Source organism: Roseateles sp. FW305-36, from assembly GCF_058787015.1.
This window is the reverse complement of the sequence record NZ_JBYSZK010000012.1, coordinates 148,155-168,160: the sequence shown is the minus strand read 5'-3', so window position 1 is coordinate 168,160 and position 20,006 is coordinate 148,155. Positions and strand designations below refer to the sequence as shown.

General features: G+C 68.5%; 19 protein-coding genes. 14 read left to right on the top strand and 5 right to left on the bottom strand.

The annotated features are described in order from the left end of the window. Positions 1 to 38: 38 nt before the first annotated feature. The 3 genes from AC3WOE_RS21400 to AC3WOE_RS21390 form a co-directional block, all read right to left on the bottom strand. Complete coding sequence (locus tag AC3WOE_RS21400; protein WP_492693337.1) at positions 39 to 1,787, bottom strand: hypothetical protein; 1,749 nt, start codon at positions 1,785 to 1,787, stop codon at positions 39 to 41. Positions 1,788 to 1,802: 15 nt separating this feature from the next. Then, positions 1,803 to 2,438 (bottom strand): RNA polymerase-binding protein DksA, encoded by a 636-nt coding sequence (dksA, locus tag AC3WOE_RS21395; protein ID WP_492693335.1) that lies wholly within the window; start codon positions 2,436 to 2,438, stop codon positions 1,803 to 1,805. Between the two features lie 157 nt (positions 2,439 to 2,595). Then, positions 2,596 to 3,648 (bottom strand): CobW family GTP-binding protein, encoded by a 1,053-nt coding sequence (locus tag AC3WOE_RS21390; protein WP_492693333.1) that lies wholly within the window; start codon positions 3,646 to 3,648, stop codon positions 2,596 to 2,598. 126 nt (positions 3,649 to 3,774) lie between these two features. On the opposite strand from AC3WOE_RS21390, the gene AC3WOE_RS21385 reads away from it, so the two are divergent. The 9 genes from AC3WOE_RS21385 (at position 3,775) to AC3WOE_RS21345 (ending at position 14,011) form a co-directional block, all read left to right on the top strand. Beyond that, positions 3,775 to 4,656 carry a CorC family transporter gene (locus tag AC3WOE_RS21385; protein ID WP_492693332.1) on the top strand — a complete coding sequence of 294 codons (882 nt, stop codon included), beginning with the start codon at positions 3,775 to 3,777 and terminating at the stop codon, positions 4,654 to 4,656. Then, positions 4,653 to 6,113 (top strand): apolipoprotein N-acyltransferase, encoded by a 1,461-nt coding sequence (gene lnt / locus AC3WOE_RS21380; RefSeq protein ID WP_492693330.1) that lies wholly within the window; start codon positions 4,653 to 4,655, stop codon positions 6,111 to 6,113. The genes AC3WOE_RS21385 and lnt overlap by 4 nt, the downstream gene beginning before the upstream one ends. Next, a complete protein-coding gene (locus AC3WOE_RS21375; RefSeq protein WP_492693329.1) occupies positions 6,110 to 7,207 on the top strand; it encodes a S1C family serine protease in 1,098 nt (365 codons plus the stop codon). The genes lnt and AC3WOE_RS21375 overlap by 4 nt, the downstream gene beginning before the upstream one ends. 89 nt (positions 7,208 to 7,296) lie before the next feature. Next, entirely contained in the window at positions 7,297 to 8,226 is a 930-nt protein-coding gene (glyQ, locus tag AC3WOE_RS21370; RefSeq protein ID WP_492693328.1) for a glycine--tRNA ligase subunit alpha, read from the top strand. Beyond that, the gene (glyS, locus tag AC3WOE_RS21365) at positions 8,226 to 10,367 is read left to right on the top strand and encodes a glycine--tRNA ligase subunit beta (RefSeq protein ID WP_492693327.1); all 2,142 of its coding nucleotides are present in this window, start codon (positions 8,226 to 8,228) and stop codon (positions 10,365 to 10,367) included. The genes glyQ and glyS overlap by 1 nt, the downstream gene beginning before the upstream one ends. Next, positions 10,360 to 11,019: a D-glycero-beta-D-manno-heptose 1,7-bisphosphate 7-phosphatase gene (gene gmhB / locus AC3WOE_RS21360; RefSeq protein ID WP_492693326.1), complete on the top strand. Its 660-nt coding sequence runs from the start codon at positions 10,360 to 10,362 to the stop codon at positions 11,017 to 11,019. The genes glyS and gmhB overlap by 8 nt, the downstream gene beginning before the upstream one ends. Positions 11,020 to 11,155: 136 nt before the next feature. Next, the gene (locus AC3WOE_RS21355; RefSeq protein ID WP_492693324.1) at positions 11,156 to 11,950 is read left to right on the top strand and encodes a lysophospholipid acyltransferase family protein; all 795 of its coding nucleotides are present in this window, start codon (positions 11,156 to 11,158) and stop codon (positions 11,948 to 11,950) included. Positions 11,951 to 11,955: 5 nt separating this feature from the next. Further along, positions 11,956 to 12,765 carry a M48 family metallopeptidase gene (locus AC3WOE_RS21350; protein WP_492693323.1) on the top strand — a complete coding sequence of 270 codons (810 nt, stop codon included), beginning with the start codon at positions 11,956 to 11,958 and terminating at the stop codon, positions 12,763 to 12,765. Between the two features lie 373 nt (positions 12,766 to 13,138). Beyond that, entirely contained in the window at positions 13,139 to 14,011 is an 873-nt protein-coding gene (locus AC3WOE_RS21345) for an amino acid ABC transporter substrate-binding protein (protein WP_492693321.1), read from the top strand. Here AC3WOE_RS21345 and AC3WOE_RS21340 read toward each other — a convergent pair. Continuing rightward, positions 13,990 to 15,048: an MBL fold metallo-hydrolase gene (locus AC3WOE_RS21340; protein WP_492693319.1), complete on the bottom strand. Its 1,059-nt coding sequence runs from the start codon at positions 15,046 to 15,048 to the stop codon at positions 13,990 to 13,992. The two genes, AC3WOE_RS21345 and AC3WOE_RS21340, sit on opposite strands and share 22 nt — an antisense overlap. A gap of 40 nt (positions 15,049 to 15,088) precedes the next feature. Between AC3WOE_RS21340 and AC3WOE_RS21335 the strand changes: the two genes are divergently transcribed. The 3 genes from AC3WOE_RS21335 (at position 15,089) to AC3WOE_RS21325 (ending at position 17,495) form a co-directional block, all read left to right on the top strand. Next, positions 15,089 to 15,502: a MerR family transcriptional regulator gene (locus AC3WOE_RS21335; RefSeq protein ID WP_492693318.1), complete on the top strand. Its 414-nt coding sequence runs from the start codon at positions 15,089 to 15,091 to the stop codon at positions 15,500 to 15,502. A gap of 122 nt (positions 15,503 to 15,624) precedes the next feature. Next, a complete protein-coding gene (locus AC3WOE_RS21330) occupies positions 15,625 to 16,389 on the top strand; it encodes an energy transducer TonB (RefSeq protein WP_492693317.1) in 765 nt (254 codons plus the stop codon). A 98-nt stretch (positions 16,390 to 16,487) separates the two neighbouring features. Beyond that, on the top strand, positions 16,488 to 17,495 hold the full coding sequence (locus AC3WOE_RS21325; RefSeq protein ID WP_492693316.1) for an SGNH/GDSL hydrolase family protein: 1,008 nt from the start codon (positions 16,488 to 16,490) through the stop codon (positions 17,493 to 17,495). On the opposite strand, the gene AC3WOE_RS21320 is transcribed toward AC3WOE_RS21325, so the two are convergent. Further along, positions 17,457 to 18,371, bottom strand: coding sequence for a LysR family transcriptional regulator (locus AC3WOE_RS21320; RefSeq protein WP_492693314.1), 915 nt, complete (start codon positions 18,369 to 18,371; stop codon positions 17,457 to 17,459). The genes AC3WOE_RS21325 and AC3WOE_RS21320 overlap by 39 nt on opposite strands. A 115-nt stretch (positions 18,372 to 18,486) precedes the next feature. Here AC3WOE_RS21320 and AC3WOE_RS21315 point away from each other — a divergent pair, with 115 nt between their 5' ends. Together AC3WOE_RS21315 and AC3WOE_RS21310 are read left to right on the top strand one after the other, a co-directional pair. Further along, positions 18,487 to 19,092 carry an FMN-dependent NADH-azoreductase gene (locus AC3WOE_RS21315; RefSeq protein ID WP_492693313.1) on the top strand — a complete coding sequence of 202 codons (606 nt, stop codon included), beginning with the start codon at positions 18,487 to 18,489 and terminating at the stop codon, positions 19,090 to 19,092. A gap of 10 nt (positions 19,093 to 19,102) precedes the next feature. Further along, complete coding sequence (locus AC3WOE_RS21310; protein WP_492693311.1) at positions 19,103 to 19,972, top strand: pirin family protein; 870 nt, start codon at positions 19,103 to 19,105, stop codon at positions 19,970 to 19,972. The last annotated feature ends 34 nt before the right edge of the window (positions 19,973 to 20,006 follow it).

Below are 20,006 nucleotides of genomic sequence, written 5' to 3'. Positions count from 1 at the left end.
CGGCCCGAGTTTCGCAAGGTCGGCCCGCGGCCGCCGCATCAATTGATACGAACCTTGACCTTGGCGTGCTCGTTGATGCCCATGGCGCCGAAGAACAGCGCGACCAGGCGGTGGGCGTCGTGGAAGATGACCGAGCGGTTCTCGCTGCGGCGCTGCAGCACCCAGTTCAGCAGGTCGCCGGCCGCCATGAAGTCCAGGCGAATCAGCTTGGTGCAGGAGATGTTGATGACGCTGGCCTCGCCGACTTCACCGGACATCACGCGCAGGTTGTCCGAAATGTCGCCGCTCAACTGGCCCATCAGCTCGAGCTGGACCAGGCTGGCCTCGGCCACGCTGGTGTCCAGGAAGGTGGACTGGGCCTCGCTCTGCATGGTGCTGGTGGCGGGGCTGTTGGTCGACGAGCCTTCGCCGCCGATGCGCACGCGGCACTTGGCGCGCTCCCAGGACGGCGGCGACACCTCGTAGGTCACGCAGTAGTCGATGGCGGCCTCGTCGAACTGGTCGGGCCGGTTGGCCAGGCGCAGGGCTTCGAGGCGCAGCATCCACAGCGCCGGGTCGGTGTCGCGCTCGCCGACGGGGGCGAGTTCCTTGAGCTGGTTCAGGAAGCGGTCACCGCCGATCCAGCGCTGGTCGACCGCCTGCTGGGCCCAGGTGCGGAACAGCTGGCGCAGCTGGATGGCGGCATCGATCTCGACCCCCTCCGCCACGCCCCAGTCGAAGACCCAGGGCATGGGCAGGGTCTCGCTGCGCTTTTGCAGCACGGCCACGTCCTCGGCCGTCAGCGTGGACGGCGCCGTCCAGCTGACCTGGCTGGCCTTGGCCATCGGCGAGCGGTTGGACTGGCGCGTGGACTCCGCCACCAGCTTGGGCATGGAGAACCACTGCGGCGCCGACAGACCGAACTGCTGCGCATACTCGACGGCCAGCACCTCGAACTTGCCCTGGGCACCGGTGGCGCGGTAGTGGTCGAACAGCACCAGCCAGGTTTCGCCGTGCAGGTTGCGACTGCCGCCCGGGCGCACCAGGTCGGTCAGCGCGCGCTCGCTGTTCTCGTAGTCGGCATTCGCGAAGGCGATGACGGCCTCGTCGAGCTCGGGGTCGTGCACGACCTCCTGCACCTCGACATCGGGCGTGGACTCGGCCAGCGTGAAGGACAGGGGCATGTCCAGCGGCGGCAGATCGGGCAGGCGGCTGGCCGGCGAGTCGGACAGCGGCGGAATGGCCGCGCCCATGGTGACGGCCGCCGGCGGCGTCGGAGCCTGCAGGCGCTCGACCTCGCGCGGCGTGGAGAACTCGCTGACGCGACCGCCGTCGGGCGGCGGCGCGGCGACGGTGGGCGAAAAAGCCGCCGGTCGCGTGCTGGTCTCGAAGAAACCGGGCTGCTGCTTGGGCACGGCCTGCGTCGTCGCAAAGCTCTCGCCCACCATCTGCTGCTCGATCTCGTCGATCTTGGCCTTCACGCCGAGATCGATCTTGGAATTCGGCTCGCTGATGCGCTCGTCATCGCCCAGCTTGGACGGCTGCGAGGCCAGGGCCGCGAGCTGCTCGGGCGTCAGGCCCTCGCGGCGGATGCGCCGCAGCATGTCGAGCTCGCGCTTGCGCACGAAGTCGTTGCGGCGCTTGCGCTCCACCATGGCGCGCAGCTCGGCCTTGGCGAGGTCGCCCTCGGGGTCGTCCTGGCGCGAATTGATCTCGGCCCAGTCCGTCGTCGGGTTGGCGACGAAGCGCGCAACCTTGCGGAAGAAGCTGTCGCCTTCCTTGGGGTCTGCGGGCTTGGATTCGGACATGGGCGTGAGTGGAGGTTAATCCCCGAACATCTTCTGCTTGAGCTCGCGGCGCTGTTGCGCTTCGAGGGACAGCGTCGCGGTCGGGCGGGCGATCAGGCGGCCGAGGCCGATAGGTTCGCCGGTCTCGTCACAGTATCCATAGTCGCCGCTGTCCAGTCGTGCGATGGATTGCACGATCTTCTTCAGCAACTTGCGCTCACGGTCGCGTGTACGCAACTCCAGGGCGTGTTCTTCCTCGATCGTGGCACGGTCGGCCGGGTCGGGGACGATGGTCGTGTCCTCGCGCAGGTGCTCGGTCGTCTCGCCCGCGTTGGACAGCACGCCGTCCTTCAGCTCGGTGAGCTTGGTGCGGAAGAACTCGATCTGCTTGGCATTCATGTACTCCGAGTCCGGCATGGCCAGGACTTCGGCGTCGGTCAGCTCGGCACCCGATTTGCTCTTCCAGGCGTTGGCCAGCTTGGGGTCGCCCTTGGCGGCCACGCGCGGCGTTTCATCGGCCTGGTTCGCACCCCGCGCAGGGGGTTTCGGCGGGGCGAAGCGGTCGGCAAAGCGATTCGCGGGCGCGGGCGCTTCCAACATGGCGACGTCGGCGCCGGCATCGGTTTTCTTCGCACCCTTGGGGGCGGTTTTGGGGGCCGGGGTCTTGCTCACTGTCTTCTCCTCGCTCAGGGCTTGCATCGGCGCGGTGTCAGACCTTGATCCCACTGCTTTTCAGCCGGCAGCCCAATTTTGAGCGCGGCGGATTGTAGCCATGCAGATTCGTCGGTCTGTAGCCTGCCGAAAACGACGTTCCCGGCAGCCAAAAACATCACGCCAGGCAACCTTCCAAGCCTTGCATCAATACCTCTTTCGGCAGGTCGATGCCAATGAACACCATCTTGCTCTGCTTTTTCTCTCCGGGCATCCATTTCGGGCCCAGATCGGACCCCATCATCTGGTGGACGCCCTGGAAGATGACCTTCTTGTCCGTGCCTTTCATGTGTAGGACACCCTTGTATCTCAGCATCTTGGGGCCGTAGACCTGCACGATGGCGCCCAGGAAGTCCTCCAGCTTGGCCGGGTTGAAGGGCTTTTCCGAGCGGAACACGAAACTCTTGACATCATCGTCGTGATGATGGTGGTGGGGATGGTCGCAATGCTCGCCATGTTCATGATCGTGGTGGTCGTGATCATGATGATGGTGGTCGTGATCGTCCGCCTTGAGGAAATCGGGGTCGATTTCCAGCTTGGCGTTCAGATTGAAGCCGCGCAGGTCGAAGACCTTGGACAGGGCCACCTCGCCGAAATGGGCGGTCTGGATGGGCGCCCGGGGGTTCATGTGCTTGATGCGGTGCGTCAGGGCTTCCACGGCGGCCGGTTCGACCAGGTCACTCTTGCTGACGAAGATCTGGTCGGCGAAACCCACCTGCATGCGGGCCTCCTGGCGGGTGTCGAGCTGGGCGTCGGCGTGCTTGGCGTCCACCAGGGTCAGGATGGAGTCCAGCAGATAGCTCTCGGCGATCTCGTCGTCCATGAAGAAGGTCTGGGCGACGGGGCCGGGGTCGGCCAGGCCGGTGGTCTCGATGACGACGCGTTCGAAGTCCAGCTCGCCCTTGCGGCGCTTGGCGGCCAGGTCGCTCAGCGTCGTGCGCAGGTCTTCGCGGATGGTGCAGCAGACGCAGCCGTTGCTCATCTGGATGATCTGCTCGTTGGTGTCCGACACCAGGATGTCGGTGTCGATGTTCTCCTCGCCGAACTCGTTCTCGATGACGGCGATCTTCTGGCCGTGGGCCTCGGTCAGCACCCGCTTGAGCAGCGTGGTTTTGCCGGCACCGAGGAAGCCGGTCAGGATGGTGGCGGGGATGAGACCTTTGTCAGACATGGCGGAGACCGTTTCGAAAGAAGGCAGCCAAGATAGGGGCTAGGCGCCGGGAAGCAAGAGCTGATGACGGGGTTTGTCAAACCAATCGGCTATTCTGTCCCTTCCGCAATACCCTGACAGCGTCCCTTGAGCGAACCGCATTCAGGCAGGCCCCCAGTTCGCGGGGCCGCCAAACACCCGCCCGAGGCACGTGGCCTGCTGGAGCGCATGCTGGAGTTCCTGCACCCCGGCCCCGACTCCAAGACCGAACTGATCGAGACCCTGGCCGAGGCCGAGCAGCGCGAGCTGATCGAGCCCGAATCGCGCCAGATGCTGGAAGGCGTGCTGCGCATGGCCGAGCTGTCGGCCGGCGATGCCATGGTGGCCGCGCCGCGCATGGACCTGCTGGACATCGACGCGCCCTATGACGAGCTGCTGGGCATCGTCATCGACAGCGGCCATTCGCGCTTTCCCGTCTATGAAGGCGGCCGCGACAACATCATCGGCATCCTGCTCGCCAAGGACCTGCTGAAGATGCAGCGTGCGCCCGAGCTCAATCTGCGCGCCCTGCTGCGCCCCACCGTCTTCGTGCCCGAAAGCAAGGGGCTCAACGAGCTGCTGCGCGACTTCCGCTCCAACCGCAACCACCTCGCCATCGTCATCGACGAATTCGGCAACACGGCCGGCCTCATCACCATCGAGGACGTGCTCGAGGAAATCGTCGGCGAGATCGAGGACGAGTTCGACGAGAAGGACGGCGAATCGGGCCTCTACACGCTGGCCGACGGCAGCCTGCGCGTCGCCGGCGACGCCAGCATCGCGGCCGTCAACGGCGCCTTCAGCCTGGCCCTGCCCGACAACGACTTCGACACCATCGGCGGCCTGGTCGCCCACGAGCACGGCCGCGTGCCGCGCCGCGGCGAGGTGGTGACGGTGTCCGGCCTGGACTTCGCCGTCATGCTGACCCGGGGCGGCGCCGTGCGCTGGTTCAAGGTCACGCGCGCGCCCGAAGACGAGACCGAAGCGTGAGCGGCCTGCGCGCCGCGCTGATCGCGCTGGTCGCGGGCGTGCTGCACACCGGTGCCTTCGCGCCGACGGGCGCCTGGTGGCTGCAGATCATCGCTTTGGCCCTGCTGTTCGCCGTCGTCGACAGCGCTTCGCCCAAGCGAGCGGCCCTGCTGGGCGCGCTGTTCGGCTTCGGCTGGCTGGCCTCGGGCCTGTGGTGGCTGCATATCAGCATGCACCAGTTCGGTGGCATCCCCTGGATCGCGGCGGCGCTGGCGGTGGCCCTGCTGGCCGCCTTTCTCAGCGTCTACTACGCGCTGGCCCTGGGCCTGACCGCGCGCTGGATGCCGCCGGGCCGCTGGCGGCTGCTGGCCCTGGTGCCGGCCTGGCTGCTGGCCGAACTGGCACGGGCCACCTGGCTGAGCGGCTTCCCGTGGATCGCCTCCGGCTATGCCCACAGCGTCGGTCCGCTGGCCGGCTGGGCGCCGTGGGTGGGCGTCTACGGCATCTGCGGATTGGGCGCGCTGGCCGCGGCCGGCCTGGTGCTGCTCAAGCGCCGCGCCACGGCCTGGGCGGCGCCGGCCCTGGCCATTCCGCTGGCCGGCCTGCTGCTGCCCCAGGACTTCACCACGTCGACCGGCCGCATCAGCCTGTCCCTGGTGCAGCCCAGCATCCCGCAGGACCAGAAGTTCGACGCCGCCCGCTTCTCCGCCAACCTGGAGATCCTGGCCCGGCTCATCGAATCGGCCCGCGGCCAGGTCGTCATCACGCCCGAGTCCGTCGTGCCGCTGCCCCTGGCCGAACTGGACCGCGCGACGTTGACGCGCCTGTCCCGCCCCGACCACCCGGCCCTGCTCGGCGCCTTCCTCGGCAATGCCGACGAGGGCTTCGTCAATTCCGTCGTCGGCCTGGGCAGCGACTACCACTACGGCAAGCGCCATCTGCTGCCCTTCGGTGAATTCATCCCGCCCGGCTTCGGCTGGTTCGTGCATGCCATGAACATCCCGCTGGAGGACCAGGCCCGCGGCGAACACCAGCATCCCTGGGCCGTCGCCGGCCAGAAGCTGCGCCCGCTGATCTGCTACGAGGACTTGTTCGGCGAAGACCTGGTGGCCAGTGCCACCGGTCCTGACGCCGCAACCCTGTTCGTCAACGTCAGCAACCTGGCCTGGTTCGGCACCACCATGATCCTGGACCAGCATCTGCAGTTCTCGCAGATGCGCGCCCTGGAATTCCAGCGCCCGGTCGCCCGCTCCACCAACACCGGCGCCACCGCCGTCGTCGACCACCACGGCCACATCACGATGCGCCTGCCGCCGCTGGTTCGCGGCGTGCTGGAGGCCGAGGTGGAAGGCCGCGCGGGCTCGACGCCTTATGCGCGCTGGCTGGCCGCTTTCGGCCTGTGGCCGCTTTGGACGGCAGCCGGCGCGTCGCTGCTGCTGCTCGCCGCCGCCCGGCGGTCTCGTCCGGAAATGCCATGAAGAATCGCCCCCTGATCGCCTGCCTCGTCGCCAGCATCGCGGCGACGGCTTCGCTGCCCGCGCTGGCCGGCGACGCCGCATTGCCGCTGCCCGAGATCTACCGCGCCACGCTGCCATGCCTGGTTCATGTGTTCCAGGTGCAAACGCCGGGAGAACGCCGAGATCTCTTCAGCGAACTGCTGGGCGGCAAGTCCGCGCCTCGGTCCAAGGCCGAACCCGTCGAAGTGCGCGAGACCCGGCGGGAGGCCCCCAACGGCCTGGGCATGATCTGGGGCGATGGCAGCTCGGTGTTGACCGCCGAGTTTCTCGTGACGGGCAGCAAGCGCGAAGAGCAGGCCCGGCGGGAGTTCGTGCTCGAGACCGCCAACGGACGCCGGCTGGAAGCCAAGCTGCAGGCCATCGATCGCACCAGTGGCGTCGCGCTGCTCAAGGCCCAGGTGCCGCTGGGCCCCGCCTGCCGCTTCGGCGACTCGGCGCCGCTGGAAGTCGGGCAGACTGTCGTCGCCATCGGCAATGTGCACCGGCTGCGGCTGCTGATGTCGCAGGGCATCGTGAGCGCGCTGACGGATGCCGACCCTGCCGGATCATCGGGCGCTGATCTCGCCATCCTGACGACGACGGTGTCGGGCGCCGGCATGGCGGGCGGGCCGCTGCTGGACCTGCAGGGCCGCGTGATCGGCATGCATCAGGCCATGCTCGTGGGCAGCGGGGGCGCCGAGGGCATTGCCGTTGCGCTGCCGATCCGGCGTGTGCTGGCCGCCGTCGACGAACTGGCGCGCTACGGCAAGGTCCAGCGCAGCCGACTGGGCCTGCAGGCCGAGGACGAGCGCCTGCCCCTCGGCAAGGCCGCATTGCTCGAGACCCGGCGCGTGCCCGTCGTCAGCAGCGTGGTGGCAGGTGGCCCGGCCGAGCGGGCGGGGCTGAGCGTCGGCGACCGGCTGATTGCCATCGACGCGGCGCCGCTGGCAGACGCCGCGGACCTCCGCCGTCGCGTGAGCGCCAGCCGTCCCGGCACCGCGCTGCGCATCGACCTGGAACGCAATGGCGCTCGTCGAGCCGTCACGATCACCACTGAAGCCATCAGCGGCGACTGAGCCCGCCGACCTCGCCACCTAGAATCGGCGGCACCCCTGCCAGGCAGCTCGCCGGCCCGGCACTCCCCGAGACCTCGAGAAACACCACCGTGCTGACCTTCCAGCAAATCATCCTGACGCTTCAGGACTATTGGTCCCAACAGGGCTGCGCCCTGCTCCAGCCCTACGACATGGAAGTCGGCGCCGGCACCAGCCACACCGCCACCTTCCTGCGCGCCCTGGGCCCCGAGCCCTGGAAGGCCGCCTATGTTCAGCCCAGCCGCCGCCCCAAGGACGGCCGCTACGGCGACAACCCGAATCGCCTGCAGCACTACTACCAGTACCAGGTGGTGCTCAAGCCCGCGCCGGCCAACATCCTGGAGCTCTACCTCGGCTCGCTGGAAGCCCTGGGCTTCGACCTGAAGAAGAACGACGTGCGCTTCGTCGAGGACGATTGGGAGAACCCGACGCTCGGCTGCTGGGGCCTGGGCTGGGAGGTCTGGCTCAACGGCATGGAAGTGACGCAGTTCACCTACTTCCAGCAGGTCGGCGGCATCGACTGCAAGCCCATCACCGGCGAAATCACCTACGGCCTGGAGCGCCTGGCCATGTATCTGCAGGGCAAGGAATCGGTCTACGACTTGGTCTACACCGACGGCCTGACCTACGGCGACGTCTTCCACCAGAACGAGGTCGAGCAGTCGACCTACAACTTCGAGCACAGCGACGTCGAGTTCCTGCTCGGCGCCTTCGCCGCGCATGAAACGCAGTCCAAGAAGCTGATGGAGCACCAGCTGGCCCTGCCCGCCTACGAGCAACTGCTGAAGGCCGGCCACAGCTTCAATCTGCTGGACGCCCGCGGCGCCATCTCGGTCACCGAGCGCGCCGCCTACATCGGCCGCATCCGCAACCTGGCCCGCGCCGTCGCGCAGAGCTATGTCGACAGCCGCGCGCGCCTTGGCTTCCCGATGGCGCCCAAGAACTGGGCCGACGAAGTGATCGCGCAGATCGAACTGAAGAACAAGAAGGCGGCCGCGTGATGACCAACCTCCTCGTTGAACTGTTTGTCGAAGAGCTGCCGCCCAAGGCGCTCAAGAAGCTGGGCGAGTCCTTCGCCGCCGTGCTGGCCGACAGCCTCAAGGCCCAGGGTCTGGCGGGCGCCGATGCTGCCGTCACCTCCTTCGCCTCGCCGCGCCGGCTCGGCGTGCATGTCGCCAACGTCGCCGCCAAGGCCGCCGACAAGGCCGTGCAGCAGAAGCTGATGCCCGTCGCCGTCGCCCTGACGGCCGACGGCCAGGCCACGCCGGCCCTGCTGAAAAAGCTGGCTTCCGTCGGCGCCGGTCCCGAGGTTGTGCCCCAGCTCAAGCGCCTGCCCGACGGCAAGGCCGAAGCCCTGTTCTGGGACAGCGTGCAGCCCGGCGCCACGCTCGCGCAAGGCCTGCAGAAGGCCCTGGACGAGACCCTGGCCAAGCTGCCCATCCCCAAGGTCATGACCTACCAGCTCGCCGACGGCTGGAGCGACGTCAAGTTCGTGCGCCCGGCCCACGGCCTGATCGCCCTGCACGGTGCTGAAGTCGTGCCCGTCCAGGCCCTGGGCCTGAGCTCCGGCCGCACGACGCAAGGCCACCGTTTCGAGGCGGCGCAAGCCACCGTCAGCATCGAGTCCGCCGACAGCTACGCGACGCAACTGCGCGAGCAGGGCGCCGTCATCGCCAGCTTCGCCGAGCGCCGCACCGAGATCTCGCGCCAGCTCAAAGGTGCAGCCGACGCCCTGAGCCTGACCCCCATCGACGACGAAGCCCTGCTCGACGAAGTGACGGCCCTGGTCGAGCGTCCCAATGTGCTGACCTGCGCCTTCGAAGCCGAGTTCCTGACCGTGCCTCAGGAATGCCTCATCCTGACGATGAAGGCCAACCAGAAGTACTTCCCGCTGCTGGATGCCCACGGCAAGCTGACCCGCCACTTCCTGGTGGTCAGCAACATCGCCCCGGCCGACGCCAGCGCCGTCACGCAGGGCAACGAGCGCGTCGTGCGCCCGCGCCTGGCCGATGCCAAGTTCTTCTTCGACCAGGACCGCAAGAAGAAGCTGGCCGACCGCCTGCCCGGCCTGGCCAAGGTGGTCTATCACGGCAAGCTGGGCAGCCAGGGCGAACGCGCCGAGCGCGTGACAGCCATTGCCCACGCCATCGTCAACCAGCTCAGCATGGCCACCCTGCCCTACACGGTGGACGCCGACGACGAGTTCAAGGTGCTGGACAGCAAGGTCAAGCAGGCCGCCACACTGGCCAAGTGCGACCTGCTGACCGACATGGTCGGCGAGTTCCCCGAGCTGCAGGGCATCATGGGCGGCTACTACGCCCGCCACGAGGGCCTGCGCGACGGCGTCGCCATCGCCATCGAGGATCACTACAAGCCGCGCTTCGCCGGCGACGCGCTGCCGCGCAACCACACCGGCACCGTCGTGGCCCTGGCCGACAAGCTCGAGACCCTGGTGGGCCTGTTCGGCATCGGCCAGCTTCCCACCGGCGACAAGGACCCGTTCGCGCTGCGCCGCCATGCCCTGGGCGTCATCCGCATCCTGGTCGAGAAGAACCTGCCGCTGGACCTGCCGGCCCTGATCGAGGCGGCCCTGCCGTCCTTCGGCGAGCTGATCGAGAACCCGGTCGGCACGCATGAGGCGCTGCTGTCCTTCTTCACCGACCGCCTGGCCGTGAGCCTGCGCGACCAGGGCTACAGCGCCCAGGAAGTCGACGCCGTGCTGGCGCTCAACCCCGCGCGCCTGGGCGATGTGCCCAAGCGCCTGGAGGCCGTGCGCGCCTTCGCGGCACTGGCCGAAGCCGCCTCGCTGGCCGCTGCCAACAAGCGCGTCGGCAACATCCTGAAGAAGGTCGAAGGCGAGCTGCCCACCGCGATCAAGCCCGAGCTGCTGAAGGAAGCCGCCGAGCAGGCCCTGGCCGCGGCGATTGCCGAAGTCCAGCCCGCCGCCGACCTGCTGTTCGAACAGCATGACTACACCGGCTCGCTGAAGGCCCTGGCCGCGCTGAAGGGCCCGGTCGATGCCTTCTTCGACGACGTGATGGTCAACGCCGAAGACCCCACCCTGCGTGCCAACCGGCTCGCCCTGCTGGGTCGCCTGCATGCCGCCATGAACCGGGTCGCCGACCTGTCGCGCCTTGCCTAAGTCCACCACGCGCGCCGACCACGCCCACGGGATGAAGCTCGTCATCCTCGGGCGGGACGGCACCTTGAACCGCTACCGCGACGACCACGTCAAGGCGCCCGAGGAGCTGGACCCGCTGCCGGGCGCGATGGAGGCCGTTGCGCGGCTCAACCATGCCGGCTGGCACACGGTGCTGGCCACCAACCAGGCCGGCATCGGCCGCGGCCTGCTCGACATGGCCTCGCTGAACGCGGTGCACATCCGCCTGAACCAGCTGCTGGCGGAAAAGGGCGGACGCCTGGACGCCGCCTTCTTCTGCCCGCACACGCCCGAGGAAGGCTGCGACTGCCGCAAGCCCCTGCCCGGGCTGATCCAGCAGATCGGCGAGCGCTTCGACGTCGAGCTGCCCGACGTGCACATGGTCGGCGCCTCGCTGACCGACCTGCTGACGGCGCAGAACGCGGGCTGCGTGCCCCACCTGGTGTTGACCGGCCCCTTCGGCAACCTCAGCACCGAGGAGCTGGCCAACCTGCTCGTGCAGGTGCCCCAGGCCCGCGTGCATGACGACCTGACGAGCTTTGCCGAGACCCTCATCCAGGAAGAGCGACGGCGCGTGGCCGAGGCGCGCGGCCAGGTCTTGACCCCCGACACCCAGGCCGGAGACCTGACGTGACAGGCCCACCCCGTACCGGCTTCGCCGGCCCCCTCAAGGGGGCGACGCCAGCAGCCCGGCAAAGCCGGCTCTGCGGCATCTGCTGGGCTATGCACGCTGGCTCCGCCGACACGCACCTCTTCGTTTGGAAGTCCTAATGGCAACGGTATTGAGCGCCATCCGCTCGCTGATCTTCGTCCTCGTCCTCATCGCGACGGTCATTCCCTGGGCGCTGGGCGTGCTCGTGCTGTCCATCTTCCGCCGCGGCGACCCGGTCTACTGGGCCTGCGCCGGCTGGCTCAAGGTCGCCATCTGGAGCGCTCGCTTCATCTGCGGCATCCGCTGGCGCATCCAGGGCATGGAAAACCTGCCGCCGGCCTCGGATCGCCGCGCCGGCGTCGTGCTGCTGTCCAAGCACCAGAGCACCTGGGAGACCTTTGCCTACCCGGCCCTGCTCAGCCATCCGCTGGCCTATGTCTTCAAGCGTGAGCTGCTCTACGTGCCCTTCTTCGGCTGGGCGATGGCGCGCATGGACATGATCCACATCGATCGCAGCCGCCGCACCGAGGCCTGGAACAAGGTGCTGGCCCAGGGCAAGCGCCTGGGTGGCCAGGGCAACTGGGTCATCATGTTCCCCGAGGGCACGCGCATCGCTCGCGGCCAGGTCGGCGAGTACAAGACCGGCGGCACCCGCCTGGCCATCGAGGCCGGCCTGCCCGTCGTGCCCATCGCCGCGACCGCGGCGCGCTGCTGGCCGCGCAAGAGCTTTCTGCTGCGTCCGGGTATCGTCGACATCTCGATCGGCCGCCAGATCAGCCCCGCAGGTCGCGAGCCCGCCGAACTGATGGTCGAGGTCAAGGACTGGATCGAAAGCGAAATGCGCCGCCTGGACCCGGAGGCTTACCGCAACCCTCCGCCCGCCGGCGTCGCCGGCACCGCCAACCAGCACTGAACACCATGCCGCCGAAGCGCCCGGCCCCACTCCTGCAGGACAGCCAGCTGTCGCTGTTCGACGTGGAGCCGGAGATCACCCCAGCCGAGCCCGGTGCGCCACGCTCGCGGCGTGAGCTGCTGCTGGGCCAGCACCGCATCGGCTACGAACTCAAGCGCGCGCGTCGGCGCAGCATCGGCTTCGTCGTCGGACCGCAGGGCCTGCGCGTCAGCGCGCCGCGCTGGGTGCCCATCAACGAGATCGAACGCGCCCTGCACCACAAGGGCGAATGGATCCTGCGCAAGCTGGTCGAGCAGCGCGAGCGCCAGCAGCGCATCCAGGCCTCGCGCATCGAATGGCTCGACGGCGGCCGCCTGCCCTATCTCGGCGAGGTGCTGAGCCTGGTGATCGCACCCGCCGAGCGGGAAGTCATCTGGGACGCGGCCGCGCGCGAGCTGCGCCTGCCCCTGCCCCACGGCGCCTCGGCCGAACAGATTCGCGACCTGGCCCAGTCCTGGCTGCAGGCCCGCGCCAAGGAGGACTTCCTGCCGCGCTGCCAGCACTTCGCCCAGATGCTGGGGGTGTCGATGAAGACGCTGCGCCTGTCTGCGGCCCAGACCCGCTGGGGCAGCGCCAGCGCCGACGGCTCCATCCGCCTGAACTGGCGCTTGATCCATTTCGCGCCGGCCATCATCGACTACGTCGTCGCCCACGAACTGGCCCATCTGCGCGAGATGAACCACAGCCCGGCCTTCTGGGACACCGTGCGCTCGGTACTCCCTGATTTCGAACGATCCCGCGACGCGCTGCGCGAGGAATCCATCGTCGTTCAGTAGGCCCCTCGTCCATGGCAGGCCCGGCGCTCGGCCCGAATACGAATACCGACTGGCAAGCCAGGAAATCTTGCTGCAATGGTTTGCATGTGAATACTACCGGGCCGCTGTCCCCCAGCTGACTTCACAAAGCGCAACACTCCGTTCCGACGCTGTCATCACAGGTACCCCGGAGCCGGCCCAGCCGGAGGGAGAGAAGGTACCGAGCCAAGCAAGACCGCCGCCGCACGAGTCACCTCGTCGGCGGCGTTTCTCTTTGCACCGGAATGAGGCGGGGCCGGATGCACAATCGCCGGCAAAAGCGCCCCCGTTCCGTGCACCCAGGCCGACCGCACCCGCAACTCATCCGCCCGCCATGGTGAAGCGGCGGCTCCTCTTGCAGATGCCACTGCTGGGCTCGCCCGCCATCGTGCGCGCGGCCCCGCCGCTGCAGGTGGTCTACCCGGCCCCCGAATCCGGTCAGGACCACCGCTCCGAGGATCTCGTGGTGCTGCTGCGCAGCGCCCTGCAGCGTACCGAGACCAGCCACGGTCCCTTCGAACTGGCCCAGGCGCAGACGGCGTCCAGCGAGGACCGCCAGCTGCTGGACATGGAGCAGGGCCGACTGCCCAACGTCGTGTGGGCATCGGCCACGGTCGAGCGGGAACAGCGCCTGCTGCCAATACGCATTCCGGTGCGCAAGGGCCTGATCGGCCATCGCATCGCCCTGATCCACCGCGACCGCCAGGCCGAGTTGCGCCGCATCCGCACGCTGGACGAGTTGCGCACCTACACCCTGGGCCAGGGCCCGAACTGGCCCGAGACCCAGATGTATCGCCAGCTCGGCTTCCGGGTGCACTCCGGCAGCTACGAGGCCCTGTTCCGCATGCTGGTCAACGGCCGCTTCGACCTCTTCCCGCGCGGCGTCAACGAGATCTTCGGCGAGCTGGCCCAGCGCCAGGCCGAACTGCCCGAACTGGCCGTCGAGGACTCACTGCTGATCCACTACCCGCAGCCCTATTACTTTTTCGTCGCGCGCAGCAATCCGCTTCTCGCCGAGCGCATCGAGACCGGCCTGAAGCGCATGCTGCGCGACGGCAGCTTCGACGCCCACTTCTGGCGTTATCACGGCGACGCCATCCGCCAGGCCCGCCTCGGCGAGCGGCGGTTGCTGAAGCTCGACAACCCGATGCTGCCGCCGGACACGCCGCTGGCGGACAGCCGGCTCTGGTTCAACGCGAAAGCCGCTCAGCCGGGCAGGAAGCGGTAGACGCCATCGGCACCCAGTTCGCGCTTCAGCTGGCCCTGAAGCCACAGCGCATGCAGATGCGCGATCGCCTCGCCCATGGCGAAGGTGGTCTGGTGCAGGTCGAGCTTGCGCTTGAACAGCACGGGCAGCAGGCCGGCCGCATGGGTGGGCTCAGCGCGGCAGGCGGCCATGACCTCGGCCAGGCGCTCGTCGTGGTGCTCGCGCAGCTGGTCGATGCGGGCATGCAGGCCGGTGAAGGGCTTGCCGTGCGAAGGCAGCACCAGGGTGTCGGCCGGCAGGTCCAGATAGCGGGACAGCGAATCCAGGTAGAGGGTCAGCGGGTCGGCCTCGGGCTCGACGTCGACGACGGAGACATTGGTCGAGATGCGCGGCAGCACCATGTCGCCGCTGATCAGCAGCTTCGCTTGCTCGCAGAACAGGCTGATGTGCTCGGGCGCATGGCCATAGCCGGCGATGCAGCGCCAGCTGCGCCCGCCGATGTCGACGACGCTGCCGTCCATCAGGCGGCGGTAGCTGGCCGGCACGACCGGCACCATCTTGGGGTAGTAGTCGGCGCGCGCGCGGATCTTGTCCAGCGAGTCGGGATCGGTCAGGCCGTGGCTGCCGAAGAAGGCCGCCGCCGACGCGCCGCCCATGCCCACGGTCGAGCTGCTGGCCAGGCGCGCGAGGTTGAAGTCGGTCGCGCTCATCCACAGCCGGCAGGCCCACTTCTCGGTCAGCCAGTGGGCCAGGCCGAGGTGGTCGGGATGGAAGTGGGTGGCGATGACGCGCAGCACCGGCAAACCGTCCAGATGAGCGGCAAACACCTTGTCCCAGTTGGCCTTGGTGTCGTCGCTGGCGATGCCGCAGTCGACGATGGTCCAGCCCTCGCAGCCGTCGATGCGGTCGCGCAGCAGCCACAGATTGATGTGGTCCAGCGCGAAGGGCAGGCCCATGCGCACCCAGCGCACACCCGGCGCCAAGTCCAGGGCTTCGCCCGGTCCGGGCAGGGTTTCGCCCAGGGGATAGTGGAGTTCGGATTCGCGTGGATTGCCCATGGCCGACTTAGACTGACGTTTACGTCAATCGAGTGTAGCCATGCCCTCCCGCAAGTCTGTCTCCGTCGCGACCGAAGCCGCGCAGCCGACCTTCACGATCACCGAGCTCGCCGCCGAGTTCGACATCACGCCGCGCGCCATCCGCTTCTACGAGGACATGGGCCTGCTGGAACCCGGCCGCAAGGGACGCAACCGCGTCTACACCCCACGCGACCGCACGCGGCTGAAGCTGACGCTGCGCGGCAAGCGCCTGGGCCTGGCCCTGCAGGAGATCAAGCAGCTCGTCGACATGTACGACAGCCAGGCCAGTGCCGCGCCCCAGCTGCGTGCCTTCCTCACCATCCTGGCGCAGCACCGCGAGCAGCTCGAGCAGCAGCGCCACGACATCGAGGTCACGCTGGCCGAGATCCAGCAGCACGAGAAGCGCTGCCGCTCGCTGCTGGCCCAAGCGTGACGCTTTGCCGGAAATGGCCCTCCCCTGCGTCGCGTGAGGGACAAACCCCGCTGACGGCTTGCTCAAGCCTGTCTAGAGTCCGCCGCTCGGACCATGAGCCGACCCGTCTTTGTGGAGCTGTCATGACACTCGGACCGCGCCCTTCCCTGGCGCTCGCCCTGCCCGCCATCGCGGGTGCCCTGCTGATGCTGGCCCAGGCGGCCGGCGCCCAAGAAGCCCCGAAGCCCGAGCTCGAGCGTGCGCAAAAGGCCGCCGACGCCGTCTTCCACTGGATCAAGCTCAACGCCGACAAGGGCGCCACCCGCGACAAGCCGGCCGCTGCGCCGGCGCCCGCCCCGGCGCCGGTCGCTCGCAAGGCCGCGCCTGCACCTGCGCCGGTGGCCGCCGCGCCCAAGCCCGCACCGGCTGCGGCGCCCAGTGCCGCGCCCGCCCCGACGACGACGGCCGCCGCCGAGACGCCCACGGCAGTCGCCGCGGCGCCCCAGGCCGCCCCTGAGCCCGAGCCCGAACTGGAGCGCGCCCCCGTGGTGCTCGCCTCCGCCGCGCCGACGCCCGCGCCTGCGGCGCCCATGGCCGCCGCGGCCCGCGCCGCCGAGCCGCCGCCCAAGCCGGCCGAGGAAGAAGCCGAAGAGCCGCTGAAGCTGCTGGCCAAGGTCGAACCTTCCATTCCGCGCCAGCTGGCGCAGAACAATTTCCGCAGCGGCTTCGCCCAGGTGCAGTTCACCGTCGGCCCCGACGGCTTGGTCCAGCAGGCCTCGGTCATCAAGGCCAGCCACTCCCGCCTCGGCACCGCCGCGGTGGAGGCCGTCAAGCAATGGCGCTTCGCACCCATCCGCAAAGCACGTGAAGCGGCCGTCGAAGTCGCCTTCAAGGGCGACACAGACTGACATCAGTCTCGGGCCTCCCCGGGTTGACGCTGAGCCGGGGGACAGGGATGCTGTTGACGAGCCGTTAGAAGTCCTGCGGCCGAAATCAGGGAGTCTCCATGTCCATCCGTCTGCTCGCCCGCGCCATCGCGGGCATTGGTCTTTGTGCGGTCGCCCTTGCGGCCTCGGCCACCGGCCCCTACTCCGGGCTCGTCGTCTTCGGCGACAGCCTGTCCGACAGCGGCAACAACGCTGCCGTCGTCGGCACCGTCACGGCCCAGGCCATCACCGGCAACGGCGTCTACTCGCGCCAACCCTACGACGCGGGCACCTACACCAACGGCATGGTGTGGACGCAATACCTGGCCCTGTCGCTTGGCCTGGACCTGAAGCCTTCGCTGGCCGGCGGCACCAACTTCGCTTTCGGTGGGGCCCAGACCGGCATCGACGGCAACGAGATCCCGCAGCTGCCCGGCTTCCCCTTCAGCATGAAGACCCAGCTGGGCATGTACCTCGGCGCCACCCACGGTGTGGCCGACCCGAACGCCCTCTACATCGTGTCCGGCGGTGGCAACAACATCCGCGTCGCGCTGGAATCCATGGGCCCCGGCACCGACCCCAACGTCCTGATCCCCACCATGGCAAGCGCCTATGCCACCGACATGGTGGGCATCGTCGGTGACCTGAAGCTGGCCGGCGCCCAGCACATTCTGGTCGTCAACACGCCCAATTTCGGACTGACCCCGATGGCGCACGAGTACCACGTCGAAGCCCTGGCCGGCCAGCTCTCGTGGTCGATGGACGCCGCGCTGACCGGTGCGCTGGCCGGCAGCAACGTGCAGACCTTCGACCTCTACCAATTCATGACCAATGCGGTCACGTCGGGCCAGGGCTTCAGCGACGTCACCCACGCCTGCGGCTGGGCCAGCGCCGGCTGCAATCCGGCGACCTCGCTGTTCTGGGACAGCATCCACCCGACCACGCTGGGCCACCAGCAGCTCGCCACGGCCGTGTTCGCCGTGGCAGTGCCTGAACCCGCCACCGTGATGCTGCTGGTCGCCGGCCTCGCCGTCGTCTCGACGGCCGGCTCAAGGGCCCGGCGCCGGGCAGCCATCCAGCAAGGCTGACATCGCCTCCAGGAACACCCGGGTGCGCAGCGGCATCAGCCGCCGCTCCGGGAACACGGCCCAGCAGCTCGAGCCGGGCAGGCTCCACTCGGGCAGCAGGCGCTGCAGCCGGCCCAGCTCGACGGAATGGCGCACCAGCAGCCGGTCCACGCCGGCGATGCCCACGCCGCTGAGCGCCAGGCGCGCCAGCAGGTTGGGCGAGTTGGCCAGCGTGCGCTGAGCCGGCCGGGCGAGATAGGGTTCGGCACCCTCGCACTGCAGCCGCCACGGCACCGGGTCGCCGGTGCGGCTCAGCAGCATCAGGCCGTGCATGGCGTCCAGCGCCTGCGGCAGCAGCGGCTCGCCCACGCGCTCCAGATATTCGGGTGAGGCATACAGGCCCCAATAGGTGGTCGCCAACTTGCGGGCGGTGAGCTGGCTGTCCTCGTCCATCAGTCCCATGCGGATGGCGAGGTCAAAGCCCTCGCCGACGATGTCCACGCGGCGCGGCGTGAGATCCAGCTCCAGTTGCACCTCGGGGTAGTCCAGCGCGAACTGGGCTAGCATGCCGGCCGCCACCTGCTCGGCAAAGTCTGCGGGCATGCTGACGCGCAGCCGCCCGCTGGGCTTCTGCTGGCGATGCAGGGCCAAAGCCAGCGCCCCATCCACCTCGGCCGCGACCACGCGCGCATGCTCCAGCACGCCGGCGCCGAAGTCCGTCAGCGACAGCTTGCGCGTGCTGCGCTGAAGCAGCTTCTCGCCCAGCCGCGTCTCCAGCGCCGCGATGCGCCGCGACACCGTGCTCTTGGGCCAGTGCACCCGCTCGGCGGCGCGGCTGAAGCTGCCGGCCTCCATCACTCGGGCAAACAGCAGCAAATCGTCGGCGTCGGGTTCCATGGCGGGTCTATTGATCCATTGATGGAACAATCTTATGCAATTCGGCGACTTCTGGTGCTGCAGATGGAACTCTAGAGTTCATTCCATCGCAACCCCTTCCCTTCCAGGAGCCCGTATGAACATCCTGCAAATCAACGCCAGCGCCCGCCGTGCCACCGATACCGAAGGTTCGGTGTCCACCCGCCTGGCCACCGAACTGACCGCCGGCCTGCGCGCCGCCAACCCGGCCGCCACCACCACCATCCGTGACCTGACGCTGACGCCCCAACCCGTGCTCGACGAGACCGCGCTGGGCGCCCTGTTCACGCCGGCCGACAAGCGCACGCCCGAGCAGGCCGCCCGCGTCGCCCAGGACGATGCCCTGATCGCCGAACTGCAGGCCGCCGACACCGTCGTCATCGGCGTGCCCATGTACAACTTCAACGTCACCGCCCAGTTCAAGAACTGGATCGATGCCGTGGCCCGCGCCGGCGTCACCTTCAAGTACACCGAGAAGGGCCCCGTCGGCCTGCTGACCGGCAAGAAGGTCTACATCGTCACCAGCCGCGGCGGCATCCACCGCGACCAGCCGAGCGACCAGATGACGCCCTATCTGCGCACCGTGCTGGCCTTCCTCGGCATGACCGACGTCGAGTTCGTCTACGCCGAGGGCATGGCCTTCGCGGCCGAACAGGGCCTGGCCTCTGCCCGCAGCCAGATTTCCGAACTTCTCGCAGCCTGAAGGAAAAGCCATGAGCACCGTCGCGACGTCCCAACTCACCCAACCGCGCGAGGTCGAACGCCTTGTCGCCGGTCAGCCGACCAGCGACGGTGCGGGCGTCAAGTTGAACCGCGTGCTGACGCAGAACCTGCAGCGCCGGCTCGACCCCTTCCTGATGCTGGACGCCTTCGGCACGGACAACCCCGACGACTACATCGCCGGCTTCCCCGACCATCCGCACCGCGGCTTCGAGACCATCACCTACATGCTCAACGGCCGCATGCGCCATCGCGACTCGGCCGGGCATGAAGGCCTGATCAGCGATGGCGGCGTGCAGTGGATGACGGCCGGCCGCGGCGTCATCCACAGCGAGACGCCCGAGCAGAACGCGGGCCGCATGGCCGGCTTCCAGCTCTGGCTCAACCTGCCCGCCAAGGACAAGATGCGCGCGCCCTGGTATCGCGACATCACGAGCGCCGAGGTGCCCGAATTCGAACGTGACGGCGTGAAGGCCCGTGTCATCGCCGGCGCCAGCCATGGCGTCGCTGGCGCCGTGCAGCGCGACAGCACCGAGCCGCTGTATCTGGACCTGCACTTCGCGCCGGGCACCGGGTTCGAGCAGTTGCTGCCCAGCGACTTCAACGCCTTCGTCTACGTCTACGAAGGCGCCCTGAAGTTCCAGACCGGCTGCCAGGTGCTGTCGGGCCGGATGGCCATCCTGGCCAATACGCCGGGCAGCGACGGCGTGCGCCTGCAGGCCGGCGACTCGGCCACCAGGGCCCTGCTGATTGCCGGCAAGCCCCTGGGCGAGCCCATCGCACAGTACGGCCCCTTCGTGATGAACACTGAGGCCGAGCTGGTGCAAGCGGTACGCGACTTCCAGGCAGGAAGACTGGCTTAGCCTAAGCCCCTCGCCCACCCTCGCATCGCTGAAC

What these genes read in the sequence shown, in the direction of transcription:
- glyS (WP_492693327.1), top strand. Translation starts at nt 8,226, where the DNA reads ATGACCAACCTCCTCGTTGAACTGTTTGTCGAAGAGCTGCCGCCCAAG.
- AC3WOE_RS21335 (WP_492693318.1), top strand. Translation starts at nt 15,089, where the DNA reads ATGCCCTCCCGCAAGTCTGTCTCCGTCGCGACCGAAGCCGCGCAGCCG.
- AC3WOE_RS21355 (WP_492693324.1), top strand. Translation starts at nt 11,156, where the DNA reads ATGGCAACGGTATTGAGCGCCATCCGCTCGCTGATCTTCGTCCTCGTC.
- AC3WOE_RS21400 (WP_492693337.1), bottom strand. Translation starts at nt 1,787, where the DNA reads ATGTCCGAATCCAAGCCCGCAGACCCCAAGGAAGGCGACAGCTTCTTC.
- AC3WOE_RS21340 (WP_492693319.1), bottom strand. Translation starts at nt 15,048, where the DNA reads ATGGGCAATCCACGCGAATCCGAACTCCACTATCCCCTGGGCGAAACC.
- AC3WOE_RS21315 (WP_492693313.1), top strand. Translation starts at nt 18,487, where the DNA reads ATGAACATCCTGCAAATCAACGCCAGCGCCCGCCGTGCCACCGATACC.
- AC3WOE_RS21320 (WP_492693314.1), bottom strand. Translation starts at nt 18,371, where the DNA reads ATGGAACCCGACGCCGACGATTTGCTGCTGTTTGCCCGAGTGATGGAG.
- AC3WOE_RS21350 (WP_492693323.1), top strand. Translation starts at nt 11,956, where the DNA reads ATGCCGCCGAAGCGCCCGGCCCCACTCCTGCAGGACAGCCAGCTGTCG.
- AC3WOE_RS21330 (WP_492693317.1), top strand. Translation starts at nt 15,625, where the DNA reads ATGACACTCGGACCGCGCCCTTCCCTGGCGCTCGCCCTGCCCGCCATC.
- AC3WOE_RS21325 (WP_492693316.1), top strand. Translation starts at nt 16,488, where the DNA reads ATGTCCATCCGTCTGCTCGCCCGCGCCATCGCGGGCATTGGTCTTTGT.
- AC3WOE_RS21310 (WP_492693311.1), top strand. Translation starts at nt 19,103, where the DNA reads ATGAGCACCGTCGCGACGTCCCAACTCACCCAACCGCGCGAGGTCGAA.
- AC3WOE_RS21390 (WP_492693333.1), bottom strand. Translation starts at nt 3,648, where the DNA reads ATGTCTGACAAAGGTCTCATCCCCGCCACCATCCTGACCGGCTTCCTC.
- AC3WOE_RS21375 (WP_492693329.1), top strand. Translation starts at nt 6,110, where the DNA reads ATGAAGAATCGCCCCCTGATCGCCTGCCTCGTCGCCAGCATCGCGGCG.